This is a genomic window from Streptomyces sp. RK62 (assembly GCF_018070255.1).
Lineage (GTDB): Bacteria > Actinomycetota > Actinomycetes > Streptomycetales > Streptomycetaceae > Streptomyces > Streptomyces nigra.
Genome location: NZ_JAGPYD010000005.1, coordinates 170,366 through 186,638, shown reverse-complemented (window position 1 = coordinate 186,638; position 16,273 = coordinate 170,366). Strand labels below are relative to the sequence as shown.

Sequence of the window (16,273 nt, the reverse complement as noted above, 5' to 3'; positions counted from 1 at the left end):
GTATGCCTGAGAAGATCCAGACCCCGAATCCTCATGCCGCCTTCGAGCTCCTCATGGCCGGCAACCAGCGCTTCGTCGCCGGCACGCCGGAGCACCCCAACCAGGACGCACTCCGCCGCGCCGAGACCGCACCGTCGCAGAGTCCGTTCGCCGTGCTGTTCGGTTGCTCGGACTCCCGCCTCGCGGCCGAGATCATCTTCGACCGTGGCCTGGGCGACCTGTTCGTGGTCCGTACCGCCGGCCATGTCGCCGGGACCGAGGTGCTCGGATCGATCGAGTTCGGGGCTGCCGTACTCGACGCGCCGCTGGTCGTCGTCCTCGGCCACGACTCGTGCGGCGCCGTCGCCGCGGCCTGCTCGGCCCTGGAGGACGGGCAGACGCCGGGCGGCTTCGTTCGTGACGTCGTCGAGCGGGTGACTCCCAGCGTGCTCTCGGCCCGGGCGGCCGGACGTGAAAGCGCCGACGAGATCCTGGCCGAGCACATCGAGAACACGGTGGACCTTCTGCTGGAACGCTCCCGTGTCCTCGCCGAGCGAGTGGCTGAGGGCCGTCTCGGTGTGGTGGGTCTTTCGTACCGCCTGGCCGACGGCAGCGCCCGGCTCGTCGCCGCCCGCGGCCTCGATGTGGCCGTACCAGCCGTGTCGCCGTGACGCCTCTTGGCCGGAGGCCGTCGGCCCGGTCAGCCGCCTGAGCTCGTGTCCACAGGCGACCGTGATGCTCCCCCGGGAAGGGGTCTGCGTCCACGACACCTCGTACCCGTAAGTGACCGCCCACGGCACCGACCGGCTCCTCATGGTTCGGTGCCGTGTGCGTTCGCTCAAGCGCTTCGTGGCCGGTGTCCCGCCGTCTCCTTGGAGGCCGGCCAACTGCTTCGTCGTGATGGGAACGGCTTCGCCGTCCACAGACAGAGGGTGGCGACGCCGGGATACCGACCGCAGGAGACGCCTACGAGGGTCTCATCCCGGAGTTCTTCCGGTTCGGTCCGGTTCGCCTGTCACCAATACGATGACGTTCTGCAGGCCTTGGGCGTGGTGATCGGCGCCGACATGGACGACACGTACGCATCGGCGGACTGGGGGTGGCTTGCCAAGGAGTAAGGGATGAGGGAGCGGTCCATGGAAAGGTTCGAGACGGAGAGTCTGGCGCTCATGCCTGGCCAGAAGGTGCAGGCCAGGGTCCTCAGCCACCACCCGTGGGGTGTGCTCGTTGAGATCGTTGGTTACGAGAACGCCGGTCTGTCGGCCTCTATCGACATGATTCAGCAGTTCTCCTGGACGACGAGCAGCCATGATGAACTACTCGCGCTCTTCCCACCCGTCGGTTCGCGGATCGATGCGGTGATCGAGCAAATCAGCCGCTGGCATCCGCCCGTATCAGTGCGGCTCACCATCCGGCCTGCCGACCTGGAGTCGCTGGTCTGGAGGTGCGACTTCTGTGGTGAACCGCTCACGCTGGGCCCAGGTGGAGACGCCCTCGTCCTGGACTCGCGGAGCAACGACGGCCCAGGAAGTCACACCATCATCTCCCACCGGCACTGCCTGGCCGACCGTATCCACCCGGAAAACCGTGGAGAGCGGGCGCGGGCATGGAAGATCGGAAAGATGCGCTGAGATCGTGAGGCCCTCGCCTGTCGGCAGCGGGCCGTGGGGCCCGAAACCCTTCGCGTGCATGCGCCGCTCGGGACTGACCTCTCTGTTGAATGGGCCGGCTTCTCCACGAGCCACCGTCTTCGTTGCGGCGCGGGAGTCGTCCGCGGTTCACTCGGGCCAGGGGTTGTTCCGGATGATCTCGACGAAGTCCCTCCTGCGGAAGGAGGGGTCGAAGTGCGCCAGGACGTCGTCGTTCATCGTCCCGAAGGTGGTGTCGGGGCGGTGGACCATGCCCTCGTGGAACGCCTTGAGGATCCGGTTCTTGAAGTCCGGGCGCGGGTGTGCCGCCACAACCTCGGCACGCTGGGTCTCGGTGATCTCGTGCAGGTCGAGACCGAGGACGTCCGTCTCCACTCCGAGCGTCACCACGCCCACTTCCGGAGCGAGGTGCAGCGGGACCTCCGGCGTGGTGTGCAGGGCGATCGCCAGCCAGACATTGCGGGCCTCCTCCTCGGAGCGTCCGTGGTCGAGGAGGAAGCGGCGCGCGGCCTCGGCGCCGTCCAGTTCGAAGCGGCGGTCGGTGGTGGCGTATCCGGGGGTGAGGCCGAGGTCGTGGAAGAGGCCGCCCACGTAGGCGAGTTCGGGGTCGACTTCGATGCCCCGGGCGGCTGATTTCAGCATGCCCCACAGGAACACCCTGCGCGAGTGATGGAAGAGGGTCTCGTCGGCCGACTCGCGGACGAGCGAAGTGGCCTGGCGAACGAGATCGGTGTCGGGAATGGAGATCCCCGCGATGGTCTCGGGCATCGGTCCTCCTGGGTCGTAGGGAACAGGACTTCAGCATCCGCTGCCGGGAATCTCTCCTCCACCGCGCATGACGACGGCCATCACACAGATCCGGACATCGCCGTCCGCTCGCTATCGCGGGGCGTCCTTGCCCTGTTCAGTGGTCGCGAACCGGTCGCGGTACTGGCTCGGTGAGACGCCGAGCCGGGCCACGAAGGAGCGGCGCATGGTCTCGGCGCTGCCGAATCCGGCGACGCGGGCGGTCTCCGCGACGGTGTGGCCCCGGTCGAGCAGGGCCTTGGCGTGGTCGAGGCGCACGAGTTCCACGTACTTGGCGGGGGTGGTACGGAGTTCGGCCGCGAAGAGCCTGCCCAGTTGGCGCGTGCTGACGCCGACGCGCGCGGCCAGGCCCGCGGCACTGTGATCGAGCGCCGGCTGGGCGGAGATCAGGTCGACGACGGCCCTCAGCGGCGAGGTACGCGGTGGCCTGCGATCCAGGGGCGCCGAGAACTGGGACTGGCCACCGGGCCGCTGCATGAACATCACAAGTTGCCGAGCCACCTCGCGGGTGAGGTCGGCGCCGTGGTCCTCTTCGACCAGAGCGAGGGCGAGATCCATTCCGGCCGAGACGCCGGCGGAGGTGTACACCGCCGCGTCCTCGACGAACAGCGCGTCGCTTTCCACCCTGACGTCCGGGAAGGCACGGGCCAGCAGCCCTGCGTGTCTCCAGTGGGTGGTCGCCCTACGGCCCGCCAGCAGGCCGGCCGCGGCCAGGATGAACGACCCCGTGCAGACGGAGGCCGTACGGCGACTGCGCGCGTGCAAATCCTTGACGGTGTTGACCAGGTCGGCCTCGATGGCCCGGCTGACCAGGACGTCTCCCCCGGCGACAACGGCCGTGTCGGGGTCGGGGACGTCCTCGGCCCGGCCGTCGACGGGTACCTGCATTCCCGTCGACGCGCGGACCGGTTTGCCGGAGGGCGAGACGTAGTGGATCGCGTACGCGGCGCCGAACTGGTTCGCCTCGGCGAAGACCTCCGCCGGGCCTGCCACGTCGAGCATCTTCACGCCGTCGAAGACCACGAACGCAATGTCGCGGGTGTGCGCCATGTCCCTCACCTTCTGTCCCTCACCTCCGCCGCGGTCCCCGCCTGGCCGCTGTGGCACCGGGTCTGCCGTCGCGGCGCCGGGCGCCGAAACGGCACGCGGGCGTCACGACGCGCGCCCCTGCCCCTACCCCCCAGTGGCTCCATCTCCGCGCCAGTCACGGCCCACGCTGCACTGTGGTAGACGCGGCATGTTCACACCCGATCATCCTCCTCGGCCGGGATCGGCTTGTGGAGGTCCGCCCCCTGCAGTGACGGGCCCTGGCTGGTGTCGACGGCCTCCCCTCGGCCCCGACCTGTCGGCACCACCCATCCGGCATCGCCCTCGCCGGCAGTGCCTCATGGAAGACCCCCTGTTCACCGGCCCCGGTGCCCGGGCAGTCGGGCTCATAGACCTGGCAGGGCAATCGGGGGTCGCTCGTTGGGCCCGGCAGGCGCAAGCCTTCGCGCGCTCCATCGGCCACGCTGGCTGGGAGACAGGGGGCTGGGAGCCGCCCGGCGCCCGGAGGCGGAGGTTGCCGTCATGACCGTGATGTCCATCGCCAGGTTCGAGAGGTTCTTCCGTACGGCCGCTGGGCTGGACGTCGACAAGAACGATCTCAAGCGTTACAGCGACTTCGTCGACACCAAGCTCTACGACCTGCTGACCGTCGCCCAGGCCACGGCCAAGGCCAACGGGCGCGACATCATCCGGACCTGCGACCTGCCGATCACAAAGGGCCTGCAGGAGAGCATTCATCGCTTCCGGGCGATCGACGAGGAACTGGAACTCAAGCCCATCCTCGAGCAGCTCGCCACCCACCCCGCTCTCGACCGCACACCCGACGAGGACACCGAGGCGGCCTATCCGGAGATCATCGGCGGACTCAGCCTCGCCCTGGCCCAGAGCTTCAAGATCCTCCACCCCGACCTGAAGAACCCCCAGACGCAGCACTGGGACGAAGCCCGAGCCGTCTTCGACCTGCTGCTGTAGGGGCGCGGTCGCGGTTTCCGGCAGGGGCGACAGGCTGTGCGATGTGCCGGGTCCGTGCCGCAGCGTTACGGCCAGTTGCCCGAGCGCTCGGATTGTGGCGGCTCGGTCCCGCGGGGATCGTCGGATGCATGGACAGCAACCCGTCCGTCGGGTCAGGGGGAGCTGCTGCTGGAGGAACTCGTCAGGGCGGCCCAGCTGGCGTCGCCCGCGGAACTGCCTGTCGTCCTGAACCGGTACACCGAGGCCGTGGGCCTGGGTACGGCGGCGATCTATCTGGTCGACATCCAGCAAAGGCTGCTGGTGCCCTTTGTCGAGGTCGAGGGTGAGCCGGACGTGGACCTCGACACGTCGCTGGCTGGGTGGACCTACCGCACCAACTCTCTGCGCGTGGGGGAAACCCCGTCCGGCGAGCTGGACGTATGGCTGCCCTTGGCCGACGGAGCGGAGCGGCTGGGTGTCGTGGAGTTCACCATGGGCACCCTGGACGGGCTCAGGCTGCGGCGCTGCCGAACGACGGCGTTGCTCATCCGTCGCCACCGTCTGCTCCACAAGGCGTTGGCCAGGCCCTCCGAGCCTCCTCTGGGGCTGCCGGCGCGTCTCGCCGGGACCGCCCGTCAGGTGCACGAGGTCCGTCTCGAACCCGGGGACCGCATCCTGCTCTACTCGGACGGCGTCGTCGAGTCACGCAACGAGGCGGGCGAGGAGTTCGGGCTGGAGCGCTTCACCGACTACATCATCCGGTCCACCGCGGCGGGGCAGAACGCCCCGGAAGTGCTGCGCCTGCTCATCCATTCCATCCTCGATCACCGGCAGAACCGGCTCAGCGACGACGCCACCATTCTGCTGTTCGAGTGGCAGCCCACTGATCCGTGACCGCGTCACGGCAGGAGCGCGGCGAACGAGTTCGGCACCCGGGATTTCAGATGTTCCCATTCGCCGGCGCTCACGTGCAGCGCCAGGGTTTTCAGGACGGTGCGCACGAGCTGGTCGGTGCCACCCTGGACCGCGTAGGGGAATTCACTCCGGACCCGTGCGAAGAACTCCTCATTGCTCATCTTCACCGGCGAGTCGGCCGGTTTCCAACCGTCGTAGTAGATGCCCCTGATGAGGGTCGGCATCTGGGCACCGAACTGTACGGCCGTCTCGACCGGGAGCCGGTCCCGGAGCGGGTGCAGCACTGCCCGCAGCGCCGCGTAGGACTGCTTGCGCCGTTCCTTGGGCCATCCGAAGGCCTCTTCGATGTCCTTGAGGAGCCGATTGGCCTTGTCCACCATGGTGTCGAACGAGGAGAAGCCTGTGTCAACCATGTGCGTGGGCCTTTCGTTCCGGGTGCGTCACGGGTCAGTCCGCGAGGTCGGCCTTGCCGAACAGGACCGCGTAGCTTGAGGGGAGTTGGCTGATGATCTGGTTCAGCTCTCCGCCGGTGACCGCGTCGGCGACCGTCGTCAGGACCGCGCTGGCGTCCCACTGCGCCGTGCGGGGCCGGGCGTCGGTGCGTTCGGCGACCCGGCGGTAGAACTCCTCGATCCCGAAGCTCTGTGCCCGCGGCGGCATGGCCTGGTGCAGGACCTGGCCCAGCGGGCCCGGCATCTGGGATGCCAGGTCCTTGACCTCGCCCGGGCTGATCCGTTGGGCCAGCACTTCCAGCACGGCGCTGGTGACGTCCGCGGCTTCGTTCTGGTCCCTGTATTCGCCTCGCTCGCGTACGTGGGCGAGGAATCCGTCGTATTTCATCGCTGCCTCCTGGTGCCTGGTCACCGCTGGTCCTGGGGTCCGCCTTGTGTGCGCTCGGGACGGTCGGGCTCGTCCCCCGGTGCGTAGCCGCCGTCCGCGAGGCTCTTGGCGCGGGACTCGCGCTCGGACTCACGCAGGGCGCGGCGGAAGCGTCCAGGGCCCCAGGAAGGGCCGCCGACGGCCTGTTCGAGCTGGTCGCGGCTCGTCGGGCCGGATTCCCGGAGCGCGTGGGCGATCTGCTCGATCTCTTCGTCGAGGCGTCGTTCGGCCATGGCGGACGTGCGGCTTGCCGTTCCCGCGGTGCCGGCCATCCCCGGCGAGTACATCCTGCTGCCCGCTCCGGTGCCGGGACGGTAGCGGCGGGCGCCGGACCGCTCGCGCTCCCGGCGGCGGGCGTTGCGGTCGGCGACCCGCCGCTCCCGCTCGTCCGCGGCCTGCCGGACGTGCTCGGGCCGGCTGCTGTCTCGTGCCTCCTGGGGCGCGGGCTCGTCGCGCCAGGCCGCCTCGGCCTCCTCGGCGGTGAGCGGCCGGGCGATGTTCTCCAGGGACTGCTGTTCGGCCCGGACACCGAAGAAGACCTCGGCCAGCCCGCCCAGCGCCATGGCCGCCGCTCCGACCAGGAAGCCGATGGCCACCAGGTCGGCGTCGCCACTGTGGATCAGATGGCCGAACAGCAGCGGGCCGGTGATTCCGCCCACGGCCGTGCCGATCGCGAAGAACAGCGAGATCGACAGGGCCCGGGTCTCCATGGGGAAGACCTCGCTCACCGTCAGGTAGGCCGAGCTGGCTCCCGCCGAGGCCACGAAGAAGGTCAGCGAGACCAGCAGGAAGAACGACCAGGTCGTCAGGGAGCCGTTGACCAGCAGGACGGCGAGGACGGCTGCCACGACCGCCGAGCCGAAGTAGGTGCCCGCGATCATCGGCTTCCTCCCGACGGTGTCGAACAGCCGGCCGAGCAGGAGTGGTCCGAGGAAGTTGGCGATGGCGAAGAGCGCCATGAAGTACGGGATCGAGCCGGAGCCGATGTCGAAGAAGCCGTTCAGGATCGTGCCCAGGTCGAAGACGATCGCGTTGTACAGGAACGCCTGTCCGACGAAGAGCGCCAGACCGAGGACGGCGCGGCGTGGGTACCGCCGTACCGCCACGCCGGCGATCTCCTTGAACGGGATGACGTCCCGCTGCCGTACGGTCACCGCCTCGCCCGGTTCCGGCAGCTCGCGGCCGATCTCCTGGCGCACCTCGGCCTCGATGCGGTCGACGATGCGTTCGGCCTCGTCTTCGCGTCCGTGGATGAACAGCCAGCGTGGGCTCTCGGGCACATGGCGGCGTACCAGCATGATGCCGAGGCCCAGGATGCCGCCCAGGCCGAAGGCGAGCCGCCAGCCGAGGTTGTCCGCCAGCAGGTTCTCGTTGAGCAGCAGGACGGCGACCAGGCTGCCCAGCGCCGCGCCGACCCAGTAGCTGCCGTTGATGGCCAGGTCCACCTGGCCGCGGTTGCGGGCCGGGATCAGCTCGTCGATGGCCGAGTTGATCGCGGCGTACTCGCCGCCGATGCCCATGCCGGTGATGAAGCGGGCGAGGTAGAGAAACCAGGCGTCGTGCGCGAACGCGGTCGCGACGGTGGCGAGGATGTAGATGCCGAGCGTCAGCATGAACAGCTTCTTGCGCCCGAAGCGGTCGGTGAGCCTTCCGAAGAGGAGAGCGCCCGCGCATGCGCCTGCCACGTAGATGGCGGCGGCGGTTCCTATGTCGGCGCTGGTCAGGTTGATGCCGCTGCCCGGTTCCGTCATACGGGCGGCGACCGCCCCGACGATCGTCACCTCGAGTCCGTCCAGGATCCAGACGGTTCCGAGACCGATGACGATCCGCCAGTGGAATCGGGACCACGGCAGCCGGTCGAGCCGGGCGGGAACCTTTGTGGTGACGACACCGTGCTGGGCAGTGGTCATGCCATGCCTCCTCGTTCAGCGCCGTGACTTTGCCGGGAGAGGGACAGAACAGGCCGGAGTGGGCCGGTCCGCCTAGGGTGGTCTTCTGTGCTGCGCTGCCACCTCCTCGGACACCGTTTCCGCTTTCTTCATGAGGGCGACACGATGCGCTGGCGCTGCGCCCGTGGGTGCGGTGCCCAGGGGAGCAAGCGGTATCCGACACCCCAGGACGCCGAGCGTTACGCACAGGCATTCGACCGCGAGGACTCGGCGGACCTGGGCCGGCGGGCGCCGCTGGGCCTGCTCCCCCTCCGGCTGCTGCGCACCTGGCGCCTGAGGCGCCGCAAGGGGGCCGACGGCGGGTCTCCACCGCCATAGAGCGGCTCTCCACCGTCATGAGGGACGTCCCTCGTGGCTCACCCCGGATGCCGCGGCTCGGCCCGGCCGCGGTGCCGGACGGGTGCCCGAGACCGCGGCCCGCACGTCAGCCGTCGCTCCCGGTGCTTTCACTCGCCTCGCGGATCTCGACGTGCCGGGGCTTCGCCACGTCGGCCTTGGGGACGGTGATGGAGAGCACCCCGTCCGACATCTGCGCGTTGATCTTGTCCGTGTCGACCTCTCCGGGCAGCCGCAGCCGGTATTCGAAGGATCCGGTGCGGCGGGTGCTCCGTCGCAGAACACCTTTGCGTTCCTTCTCCTTGATTTCTCCGGTGACCACCAGCTCCTGGCCGTTCGCTTCTATGTCGATGTCCTTGCTCTTGACACCGGGGAGTTCGATCTCGATGCGGAAACTGTCGTCGGACTCCGTGACGTCCGCCAGGGGTGTCCACGCGACTGCGGGCGCCGCGGCTCCCACCGTGGATTCGATCAGTCCGCTCATCTCGCTGAGCAGTTGGTCGAACTCCGTCAGCGGATTGCGTGCCCAGCCAACTGGCCTGGCCTGCATGGCCGCACCCCGTTGGTGCCGGACGGGCGTAGTCATTCCCATCGCCTCCTTCTCCTTCTCGTGATCTCGTCTCTTTTCGGGGTCATCCGAGCCAAGCGGACTCCTTCTGACGGGTACGCGGGGAGCTGTCGGTGCCGCCGGGCGCGGCCGTGTGGCCCAGGTAGCGGTGCACGAAGTGGATGCTCATCGCGCCTTCACCGACCGCGGAGGCCACGCGTTTCACCGAGCCACTGCGGACGTCGCCGACGGCGAAGACACCAGGCAGGCTGGTCTCCAACGTCAGGCAGTCGCGGCCCTGGCTCTGCCACAGTCCGGGGACGGAACAGGCCTGCGCCTCGGCCCCGGTGAGCACGAAGCCGCGCGCGTCGAGGGCGAGCACGTCGGACAGCCACTCGGTGTGGGGCTCGGCGCCGGTGAAGACGAACAGGGACCGCACCGCGAGCTGCTGATGCTCGCCCGTACGGTGGTCGACAACGGTGACCGCCTCCAGCACCTTGTCGCCGAGTGTCTCGGTCACCTCGGTGTGCAGCAGCACGCGCACCCGCGGGTGGCGCTCGACCTGATCGATCAGGTAGCGGGACATGTGTGCCTCGAGGCTCGGCCCACGGACGAGCAGATACACCTGCGGTGAGTACCCGGCCAGGAAGAGTACGGCCTGGCCCGCGGAGTTGCCGCCGCCGACGACGGCCACCGGGTCGGTGCGGCACTGCCGGGCCTCGTAGACGGTCGCCGAGTAGTGGACGCTCGTTCCCTCCAGGCGTTCGATGCCGGGCACGTGGAGGCGTCGGTAGCGGGCGCCGGTGGCCAGGACGACGGAGCGGGCGCTGATCTCGCTGCCGTCGGCGAACCCGACGGCGTAATGGCCGTCCCGCGGTTCGAGGCGGGCCGCCTCCGCCGGAACGCTGATCCGGGCGCCGAACTTGTCGGCCTGGAGCACGGCGCGGTCGGTGAGTTCGGCGCCGGAGATGCCGGAGGGGAAGCCGAGCAGATTCTCGATGCGGGACGACGTCCCGGCCTGACCGCCGGTGGCCATCGCCTCGACCAGGGTCGTACCGAGACCCTCCGAGGCGGCGTTCACCGCGGCGGCGAGACCGGCGGGTCCGGAGCCGACGATCAGGAGATCGCCGTGATGGTTTCCCGCAGGCAGCGAGGGCAGGCCGATGAGGCGGGCCAGTTCCGCGTTGCTGGGGTTGCGCAGCAGAGTGGCGTCCCGCCAGATGACGAGCGGTGTCTCTTCCGGGCCCACGCCGAAGCGGCGCAGCAGCTCCTCGGCCTCCTCGTCCGTCTCCAGATCGATCCAGCGGTACGGCAGCCGGTTGCGCGCGGCGAACTCACGCAGCCGCCGGGTGTCGGGTGAGTAGCGCGAACCGACGATGCGGAAACCGGCGCCCTGCCCGACGAGCAAAGCACGCCGGCCGAGGCAGGCGCGCAGCACCAGATCGCCGAGGACGGAGTCCCGGGCCACCAGGTCGCGCAGCTGATCCATGGACACGGCGAGGACCTCACCGGGGTCCCTGATCACGGCGGTGTAGAAGGCCACCTGCCCGTTCAGGAGGCCGAGCTCGCCGATGAAGCGGCCGGGGCCGTGCACCCGCAGCAGACGTTCGTCGGGCGTGCCGTAGCCCTCGACGATGGAGACCGAGCCGCTGAGGACGACGTAGAACGTCTCGCACCGCTCCCCCTCCCGGATCAGCACATCGCCGGCGTCGACTTCGCGCCGCCGGCCACGCTGCGCCAGGCGGTCGATCTGGTCCTCCGGCAGGCGGGGATAGGCGCCGTAGATGTCGGCGGTCTCGAAGGGGACGCTCTCCTCCGTCTCGTCCGGCACCTGCGCTGCGTTCGGCCGCGTCTCGTCGCCGGGCATCACACGAACGCCTCGTGGACGAAGCACCAGCGCCAGCTCTCACCGGGCTCGAACGACGCCGCGATCGGATGGCCGTCGGCGGCGGCGTGACGGCGTGCGTGCTTGTTCGGCGAGGAGTCGCAGCAGCCGACGTGGCCGCAGGTCAGGCAGAGCCTGAGGTGGACCCAGGGGGAGCCGAGCTGCAGACACTCCTGACACCCTTCGGGGGTCAGTGGCTGGACCGGCCGGACGAGCGCGAGGTGGGGGTCGGTTCGTACGGTCATGGCTGATCACCCTTTCCCGGCCGATTCGCGGCCCGCGATCGACTGCTCCACCCACCGCCGCAGGGCAGGGGCGGGTGCGGCACCCGCCTGCCGGGCGATGGTCTGTCCTTTGTCGAGGACCAGCAGCGTCGGAACCGCCTGGACCTCGAACCGCTGCGCCAGGCGCGGGTTCTGGTCGATGTCGACCTTGACGAGTTTGATGCGGCCGGCGAGTTCGGTGGCGACTTTCTCCAGTGCGGGGCTGACCATGCGGCAGGGGCCGCACCAGGTGGCCCACAGGTCGACGACGACGGGCACGTCTGCCTGTTCGGCGACCTCGGCGAAGTCGTCGTCGCCCGCATCCACCATCCACGGCAAGGGTTGTTTGCAGTTGCCGCACTTGGGTCGGCCCTCGGCGGACACCGGGATCCGGTTGGTGCGCCCGCAGTTGGGGCACGTCACGGTGATGGCCTGCATCGTGCTCATGCCGCCTGCGCTCCCTTCCCATCCTCGGGCTGGTCATAGGTGACGACCAACTCTGCGTGCTGAGCGTCGACGCGGACCGTGGCGCCGTCCTGTACGTCGCCGCGCAGCAGGGCGCGCCCGACGAGGGTCTCGACCTCGTGGGAGATGTAGCGGCGTAGCGGCCGGGCCCCGTAGACCGGGTCGTAGCCCTGGTGGGCAATCAGCTCACGTGCGGCTTCGGTGAGTTCGACGGTGATGCGGCGTTCGGCGAGGCGGCTTCGCAGCTCGTTGAACTGCAGCTCCACGATCTGCTCGATCTGGCGCTCGCCGAGCGGCTTGAACAGGACGATGTCGTCGACGCGGTTGAGGAACTCCGGGCGGAAGTGCCCGCGCAGGTCGCCCATCACCAGGGCGCGGGCGTCCGGCTTGATCTCACCGTCGGTGGTGACGCCGTCCAGGAGGTGCTCGGAGCCGATGTTGGACGTCATGATGATCACGGTGTTGCGGAAGTCGACGGTGCGGCCCTGGGCGTCGGTGATACGGCCGTCGTCGAGGATCTGCAGCAGCGTGTTGAAGACATCGGTGTGGGCCTTCTCGATCTCGTCGAACAGCACGACCGAGTACGGCTTGCGGCGCACGGCCTCGGTGAGCTGGCCGCCCTCCTCGTAGCCGACGTATCCGGGCGGGGCGCCCATGAGCCGGCTGACGGTGTGCCGCTCCTGGTACTCGCTCATGTCGAGGCGCACCATGTTCTCCTCGGAGTCGAACAGCGCCGCTGCGAGGGTCTTGGCCAGCTCGGTCTTCCCGACGCCGGTGGGACCGAGGAAGATGAACGAGCCGATGGGGCGGCGCGGATCGCGGATGCCGGAACGGGCGCGGATGATGGCGTCGGCGACGAGCTTGACGGCCTCGTCCTGGCCGATGACGCGCTCGCGCAGGATCTCGTCCAGGCGCAGCAGCTTCTCGCGTTCGCCCTCCTGCAGACGGGCGACGGGAACGCCGGTCCAGGCGGCGACGATCTCGGCGATCTCCTCCTCGGTGACGACCTCGCGCAGCAGCCGCTTCTCCCCCTGCTTGGCGGCCAGTTGCTCCTCCTCGGCCTTCAGCCGGCGCTCAAGGTCCTGGAGGCGGCCGTAGCGGAGTTCGGCGGCGCGGTTGAGGTCGTAGGCGCGTTCTGCCTCCTCCGCCTCGTGGCGGACCTGCTCCAGTTCCTGGCGCAGCTCCTGCACCCGGCGGATGGCCTGCCGTTCGGCCTCCCACTGGGCGTGCTTGGCGTCGGCCTCGCCGCGCAGGTCGGCGAGTTCCTTGCGCAGTTCCTCCAGGCGGGTCTTGCTCGCGGGGTCGGTCTCCTTGGAGAGGGCGGCTTCCTCGATCTCCAGGCGGGTGACCCGGCGGGTGATCTCGTCCAGTTCGGCGGGCATCGAGTCGATCTCGGTCCGCAGCCGGGCGCAGGCTTCGTCGACGAGGTCGATGGCCTTGTCGGGCAGGAACCGGTCGGTGATGTAGCGGTGGGAGAGGGTGGCTGCGGACACCAGCGCGGTGTCCTGGATCTTCACGCCGTGGAAGATCTCCAGGCGTTCACGCAGCCCACGCAGGATGGAGATGGTGTCCTCCACACTCGGCTCGTCGACCAGGACCTGCTGGAAGCGGCGTTCCAGGGCGGCGTCCTTCTCGATGTACTTGCGGTACTCGTCGAGGGTGGTGGCGCCGATCATGTGGAGTTCACCGCGGGCGAGCATCGGCTTGAGCATGTTGCCCGCGTCCATGGCCCCCTCCGCGGCGCCCGCGCCGACGACGGTGTGGAGTTCGTCGACGAAGAGCAGGATGTGGCCCTGAGCTGCCTTCACCTCGGACAGCACGGCCTTGAGGCGTTCCTCGAACTCGCCCCGGTACTTGGCCCCGGCCACCAGCGAGCCCATGTCGAGTGCGAAGACGGTCTTGTCGCGCAGCCCTTCGGGCACGTCGCCGCGGACGATGCGCTGGGCGAGGCCCTCGACGATGGCGGTCTTGCCGACGCCCGGGTCACCGATGAGGACCGGATTGTTCTTCGTCTTGCGGCTGAGGATCTGGGTGACGCGGCGGATCTCGGCGTCCCGGCCGATCACCGGGTCGAGTTTGCCGTCCCTGGCCTCGGCCACCAGGTCACGGCCGTACTTCTCCAGCGCCTCGTACGCCACTTCGGGGTTGGCCGAGGTGACCCGCTGGTTGCCGCGGATCCGGGTGAGCGCGCTCAGGAACGAATCCCGGGTGATGCCGTACTCCTTCAGCAGCCGCCCGGCGGCGGTGGACGAGCCCTCCTCCGCCAGCGCCAGCAGGAGATGCTCCACCGACACGTACTCGTCCTTGAGGCGTTTGGCCTCCCGCTCGGCCGCGTCCAGCAACCGCGACAGACGCTGCGTGACGAACACCTGACCCGGCGAAGCACCCGGACCGGTCACCTTCGGACGCCGGGACAGCTCCTCCCGCACCGCCGCACCCAACTCCTGCGGATCGGCCCCCGCCCCTTGCAGCAACCGCGGGATCAGACCGTCCTCCTGATCCAGCAGCGCGAGCAGCAGATGCTCACCATCGACCTCGGTCTGCCCCATCCCCACAGCCGCGCTCTGCGCGGCCTGAAGGGCTTCCTGGGACTTCTGCGTGAGACGGTTCATGTCCATGGCGGAATGTCACTCCTCGTACCGGTGCGGCGCAGTGCGGCTTCGAGCAGGCTGATGCGGTCCAGCAGGTCGAGCACCAGACCGATGGATGCGTAGTTGAGGCAGAGCCCTGAGCGCAGCCGCTGGACGCGGGCGAGGACGGCCGGGGCTGCGGAGTCGAACACCAGGCGCCCGGCAGCGTCGCGCTCGGCGTCGACCAGACCCAGCGCGACGAACCGGCGGACCAGGTCGGGGTGGACTCCGGCGCGGCGGGCCACGGTGTCCAGGGAAAGCCTGGGCAGGGGGACGATCGCGTACCGCACGGCCGTGGAGCCGGCGCTCGTCCGTACGGGACGCCCGCCCGCGTCGGACCGGGCGGCCCGACCGCCGGTGGCTGCCCATGAGGGTCGTTCGCTCATCACGTCCTCCTGGGGTCGTACGAAGAGGTGGCAGCGAGCTCCTCGAACAGCTCGCGCTCCCGGTCGCTGAGCTTGGGCGGCACCATGACGCGGAGTTCGGCGTAGAGGTTGCCGTCGGCACCGCGCGGGTTCGGCATGCCCTCGCCGCGCAGCCGCAGCCGTCGGCCGCTGGAGGAGCCCGCGGGCACCGTGACCTTGGCCGTGCCGCCGCCCGGGGTGGGCACCGGAACCGTCGCGCCCAGCGCGGCCTCCCAGGGGGTGACCGGAAGCTGCACGTACACGTCCCGGCCGTCCAGCCGGAATCGAGGGTGCGGTTGGATACGCACCCGCAGATACAGATCCCCCGCGGCGGCGTCGCCACTGCCCCGGCCGCCCTCGCCCGCCAGGCGGATGCGCTGCCCGTCGGTGACGCCGGGAGGTACGTCGACCTCGTACCGTCGCGGCTGCCCGGTGGGGCCGGCGAGCGTGACGGTGCGGCGGCCGCCCCGGTACGCCTCCTCGACGGTGAGCGGCAGTTCGGCCTCCTGGTCGGCCCCCGGTACACCGCCGGGGGCGCCACCCGCTCCGAAGAACGAGCCGAACAGGTCCTCGATGTCGATGCCCTCCCCTGCGAAGTCGTCGCCGAAGCCGGTGTACCGGACACGGGGGCCGCCCGCACCCGCGGTCCTCCGAGCGCGGAAGCCGCCGCCGGGTCCGGCGCCTGCACCGACCCGCTCCTCCCAGTCCTCGGGGACCCTCCGGTAGTCCTCGCCGAAGCGGTCGTAACGGGCCCGGGTCTTGGGGTCCGACAGGACGCTGTACGCCTCGTTGAGGTCCTTGAAGCGTTCCTCCGCCCCCGGGTCCTTGTTGACGTCGGGGTGGTACTTGCGGGCGAGTTTGCGGTACGCCTGCTGGATCTCATCCTGGCTCGCGGTCCGTGACACGCCCAGTACCTCGTAGAAGTCCTGTGCCATGACCGGTCACTCCCGCTTCGCGACAGTCACCGCGGCGGGCCTGAGCTGGCGTTCGCCGTCGCCGTAGCCCGGGCGGAGCACCTCGACGACCGTGCCCGGTGGGGCGTCGGGGTCCTGGACGACGCCGACCACCTCGTGCCGGGCCGGGTCGAACGGGACGCCGGTCTCCGCGTGCCGCGGGTAGCCGAGCAGTTCGAGGACGTTCACTCCCTGGTCGCGGACCGCCCGGACGCCCTCCACGATCGCGCCGGGGTCGGATCCGGCATGGGTCAGGGCGAGTTCGAGGTTGTCCAGGACGGGCAGGAAGGCGGCGGCCGTGCGGGACCGCTCGGCCGTCCGCTCCCGCTCCAGTTCCCTGGTGTGGCGCTTGCGGAGATTGTCGAGGTCGGCGAGCGCGCGCCGCCAGCGGTCCTCGAGTTCCTTGAGCTCGGCCGTGTACTCGTCCTCGGAAGGGGCGGGGCCGCCGGCGGCGTCGGGGCCGGGTGCCTCGTCCGTGTCGGACCCCGGCCCGGTCTGCGAGCCCGAGCGCGGAAGATCCTCTCGGGGAGCGCGTACGGCGCCCTCCGGAGCCGGGTCGGGCGGGTCCGGCACGGCCGGGTCGGATTCCCTGGGGTGGATCGGCATGGCGGTTC

General features: G+C 69.7%; 17 protein-coding genes. 4 read left to right on the top strand and 13 right to left on the bottom strand.

From position 1 onward, the window contains the following. The first annotated feature begins 2 nt into the window (after positions 1–2). Entirely contained in the window at positions 3–650 is a 648-nt protein-coding gene (locus tag KBY32_RS11825) for a carbonic anhydrase (RefSeq protein ID WP_115505098.1), read from the top strand. A 465-nt stretch (positions 651–1,115) separates the two neighbouring features. Beyond that, on the top strand, positions 1,116–1,610 hold the full coding sequence (locus KBY32_RS11820) for a hypothetical protein (protein WP_210979903.1): 495 nt from the start codon (positions 1,116–1,118) through the stop codon (positions 1,608–1,610). Positions 1,611–1,757: 147 nt separating this feature from the next. Here the strand turns inward: KBY32_RS11820 and KBY32_RS11815 are convergent, their stop codons facing one another. Together KBY32_RS11815 and KBY32_RS11810 are read right to left on the bottom strand one after the other, a co-directional pair. After that, on the bottom strand, positions 1,758–2,396 hold the full coding sequence (locus KBY32_RS11815; RefSeq protein WP_210979902.1) for an HD domain-containing protein: 639 nt from the start codon (positions 2,394–2,396) through the stop codon (positions 1,758–1,760). Positions 2,397–2,507: 111 nt separating this feature from the next. Then, complete coding sequence (locus KBY32_RS11810; RefSeq protein WP_210979901.1) at positions 2,508–3,485, bottom strand: GlxA family transcriptional regulator; 978 nt, start codon at positions 3,483–3,485, stop codon at positions 2,508–2,510. A 519-nt stretch (positions 3,486–4,004) separates the two neighbouring features. Between KBY32_RS11810 and KBY32_RS11805 the strand changes: the two genes are divergently transcribed. Together KBY32_RS11805 and KBY32_RS11800 are read left to right on the top strand one after the other, a co-directional pair. After that, positions 4,005–4,454, top strand: coding sequence for a DUF1931 family protein (locus KBY32_RS11805; RefSeq protein WP_115505102.1), 450 nt, complete (start codon positions 4,005–4,007; stop codon positions 4,452–4,454). Positions 4,455–4,616: 162 nt separating this feature from the next. Further along, positions 4,617–5,327, top strand: coding sequence for a PP2C family protein-serine/threonine phosphatase (locus tag KBY32_RS11800; RefSeq protein ID WP_210980045.1), 711 nt, complete (start codon positions 4,617–4,619; stop codon positions 5,325–5,327). Between the two features lie 5 nt (positions 5,328–5,332). Here the strand turns inward: KBY32_RS11800 and KBY32_RS11795 are convergent, their stop codons facing one another. From KBY32_RS11795 to KBY32_RS11745, 11 genes are all read right to left on the bottom strand, one after another. Beyond that, complete coding sequence (locus tag KBY32_RS11795; protein ID WP_210979900.1) at positions 5,333–5,761, bottom strand: DUF2267 domain-containing protein; 429 nt, start codon at positions 5,759–5,761, stop codon at positions 5,333–5,335. 34 nt (positions 5,762–5,795) lie between these two features. Next, positions 5,796–6,188 (bottom strand): DUF2267 domain-containing protein, encoded by a 393-nt coding sequence (locus KBY32_RS11790; RefSeq protein WP_210979899.1) that lies wholly within the window; start codon positions 6,186–6,188, stop codon positions 5,796–5,798. Between the two features lie 20 nt (positions 6,189–6,208). Then, positions 6,209–8,137, bottom strand: coding sequence for an MFS transporter (locus tag KBY32_RS11785; RefSeq protein ID WP_210979898.1), 1,929 nt, complete (start codon positions 8,135–8,137; stop codon positions 6,209–6,211). A 463-nt stretch (positions 8,138–8,600) separates the two neighbouring features. After that, a complete protein-coding gene (locus KBY32_RS11780) occupies positions 8,601–9,098 on the bottom strand; it encodes an Hsp20/alpha crystallin family protein (RefSeq protein WP_247689328.1) in 498 nt (165 codons plus the stop codon). A 46-nt stretch (positions 9,099–9,144) separates the two neighbouring features. Continuing rightward, the gene (locus KBY32_RS11775; RefSeq protein WP_210979896.1) at positions 9,145–10,926 is read right to left on the bottom strand and encodes an FAD-dependent oxidoreductase; all 1,782 of its coding nucleotides are present in this window, start codon (positions 10,924–10,926) and stop codon (positions 9,145–9,147) included. Further along, positions 10,926–11,189 (bottom strand): UBP-type zinc finger domain-containing protein, encoded by a 264-nt coding sequence (locus tag KBY32_RS11770; RefSeq protein WP_115505107.1) that lies wholly within the window; start codon positions 11,187–11,189, stop codon positions 10,926–10,928. The genes KBY32_RS11775 and KBY32_RS11770 overlap by 1 nt, the downstream gene beginning before the upstream one ends. A gap of 6 nt (positions 11,190–11,195) precedes the next feature. Then, a complete protein-coding gene (trxA, locus tag KBY32_RS11765; protein WP_210979895.1) occupies positions 11,196–11,654 on the bottom strand; it encodes a thioredoxin in 459 nt (152 codons plus the stop codon). Further along, a complete protein-coding gene (gene clpB / locus KBY32_RS11760; protein WP_210979894.1) occupies positions 11,651–14,290 on the bottom strand; it encodes an ATP-dependent chaperone ClpB in 2,640 nt (879 codons plus the stop codon). Before clpB ends, trxA begins: the two co-directional genes overlap by 4 nt. Continuing rightward, a complete protein-coding gene (locus KBY32_RS11755) occupies positions 14,281–14,688 on the bottom strand; it encodes a chaperone modulator CbpM (protein WP_210979893.1) in 408 nt (135 codons plus the stop codon). The genes clpB and KBY32_RS11755 overlap by 10 nt, the downstream gene beginning before the upstream one ends. Then, complete coding sequence (locus tag KBY32_RS11750) at positions 14,688–15,641, bottom strand: DnaJ C-terminal domain-containing protein (protein ID WP_210979892.1); 954 nt, start codon at positions 15,639–15,641, stop codon at positions 14,688–14,690. The genes KBY32_RS11755 and KBY32_RS11750 overlap by 1 nt, the downstream gene beginning before the upstream one ends. Positions 15,642–15,647: 6 nt before the next feature. Next, on the bottom strand, positions 15,648–16,265 hold the full coding sequence (locus KBY32_RS11745; protein WP_210979891.1) for a nucleotide exchange factor GrpE: 618 nt from the start codon (positions 16,263–16,265) through the stop codon (positions 15,648–15,650). Positions 16,266–16,273: the final 8 nt, after the last annotated feature.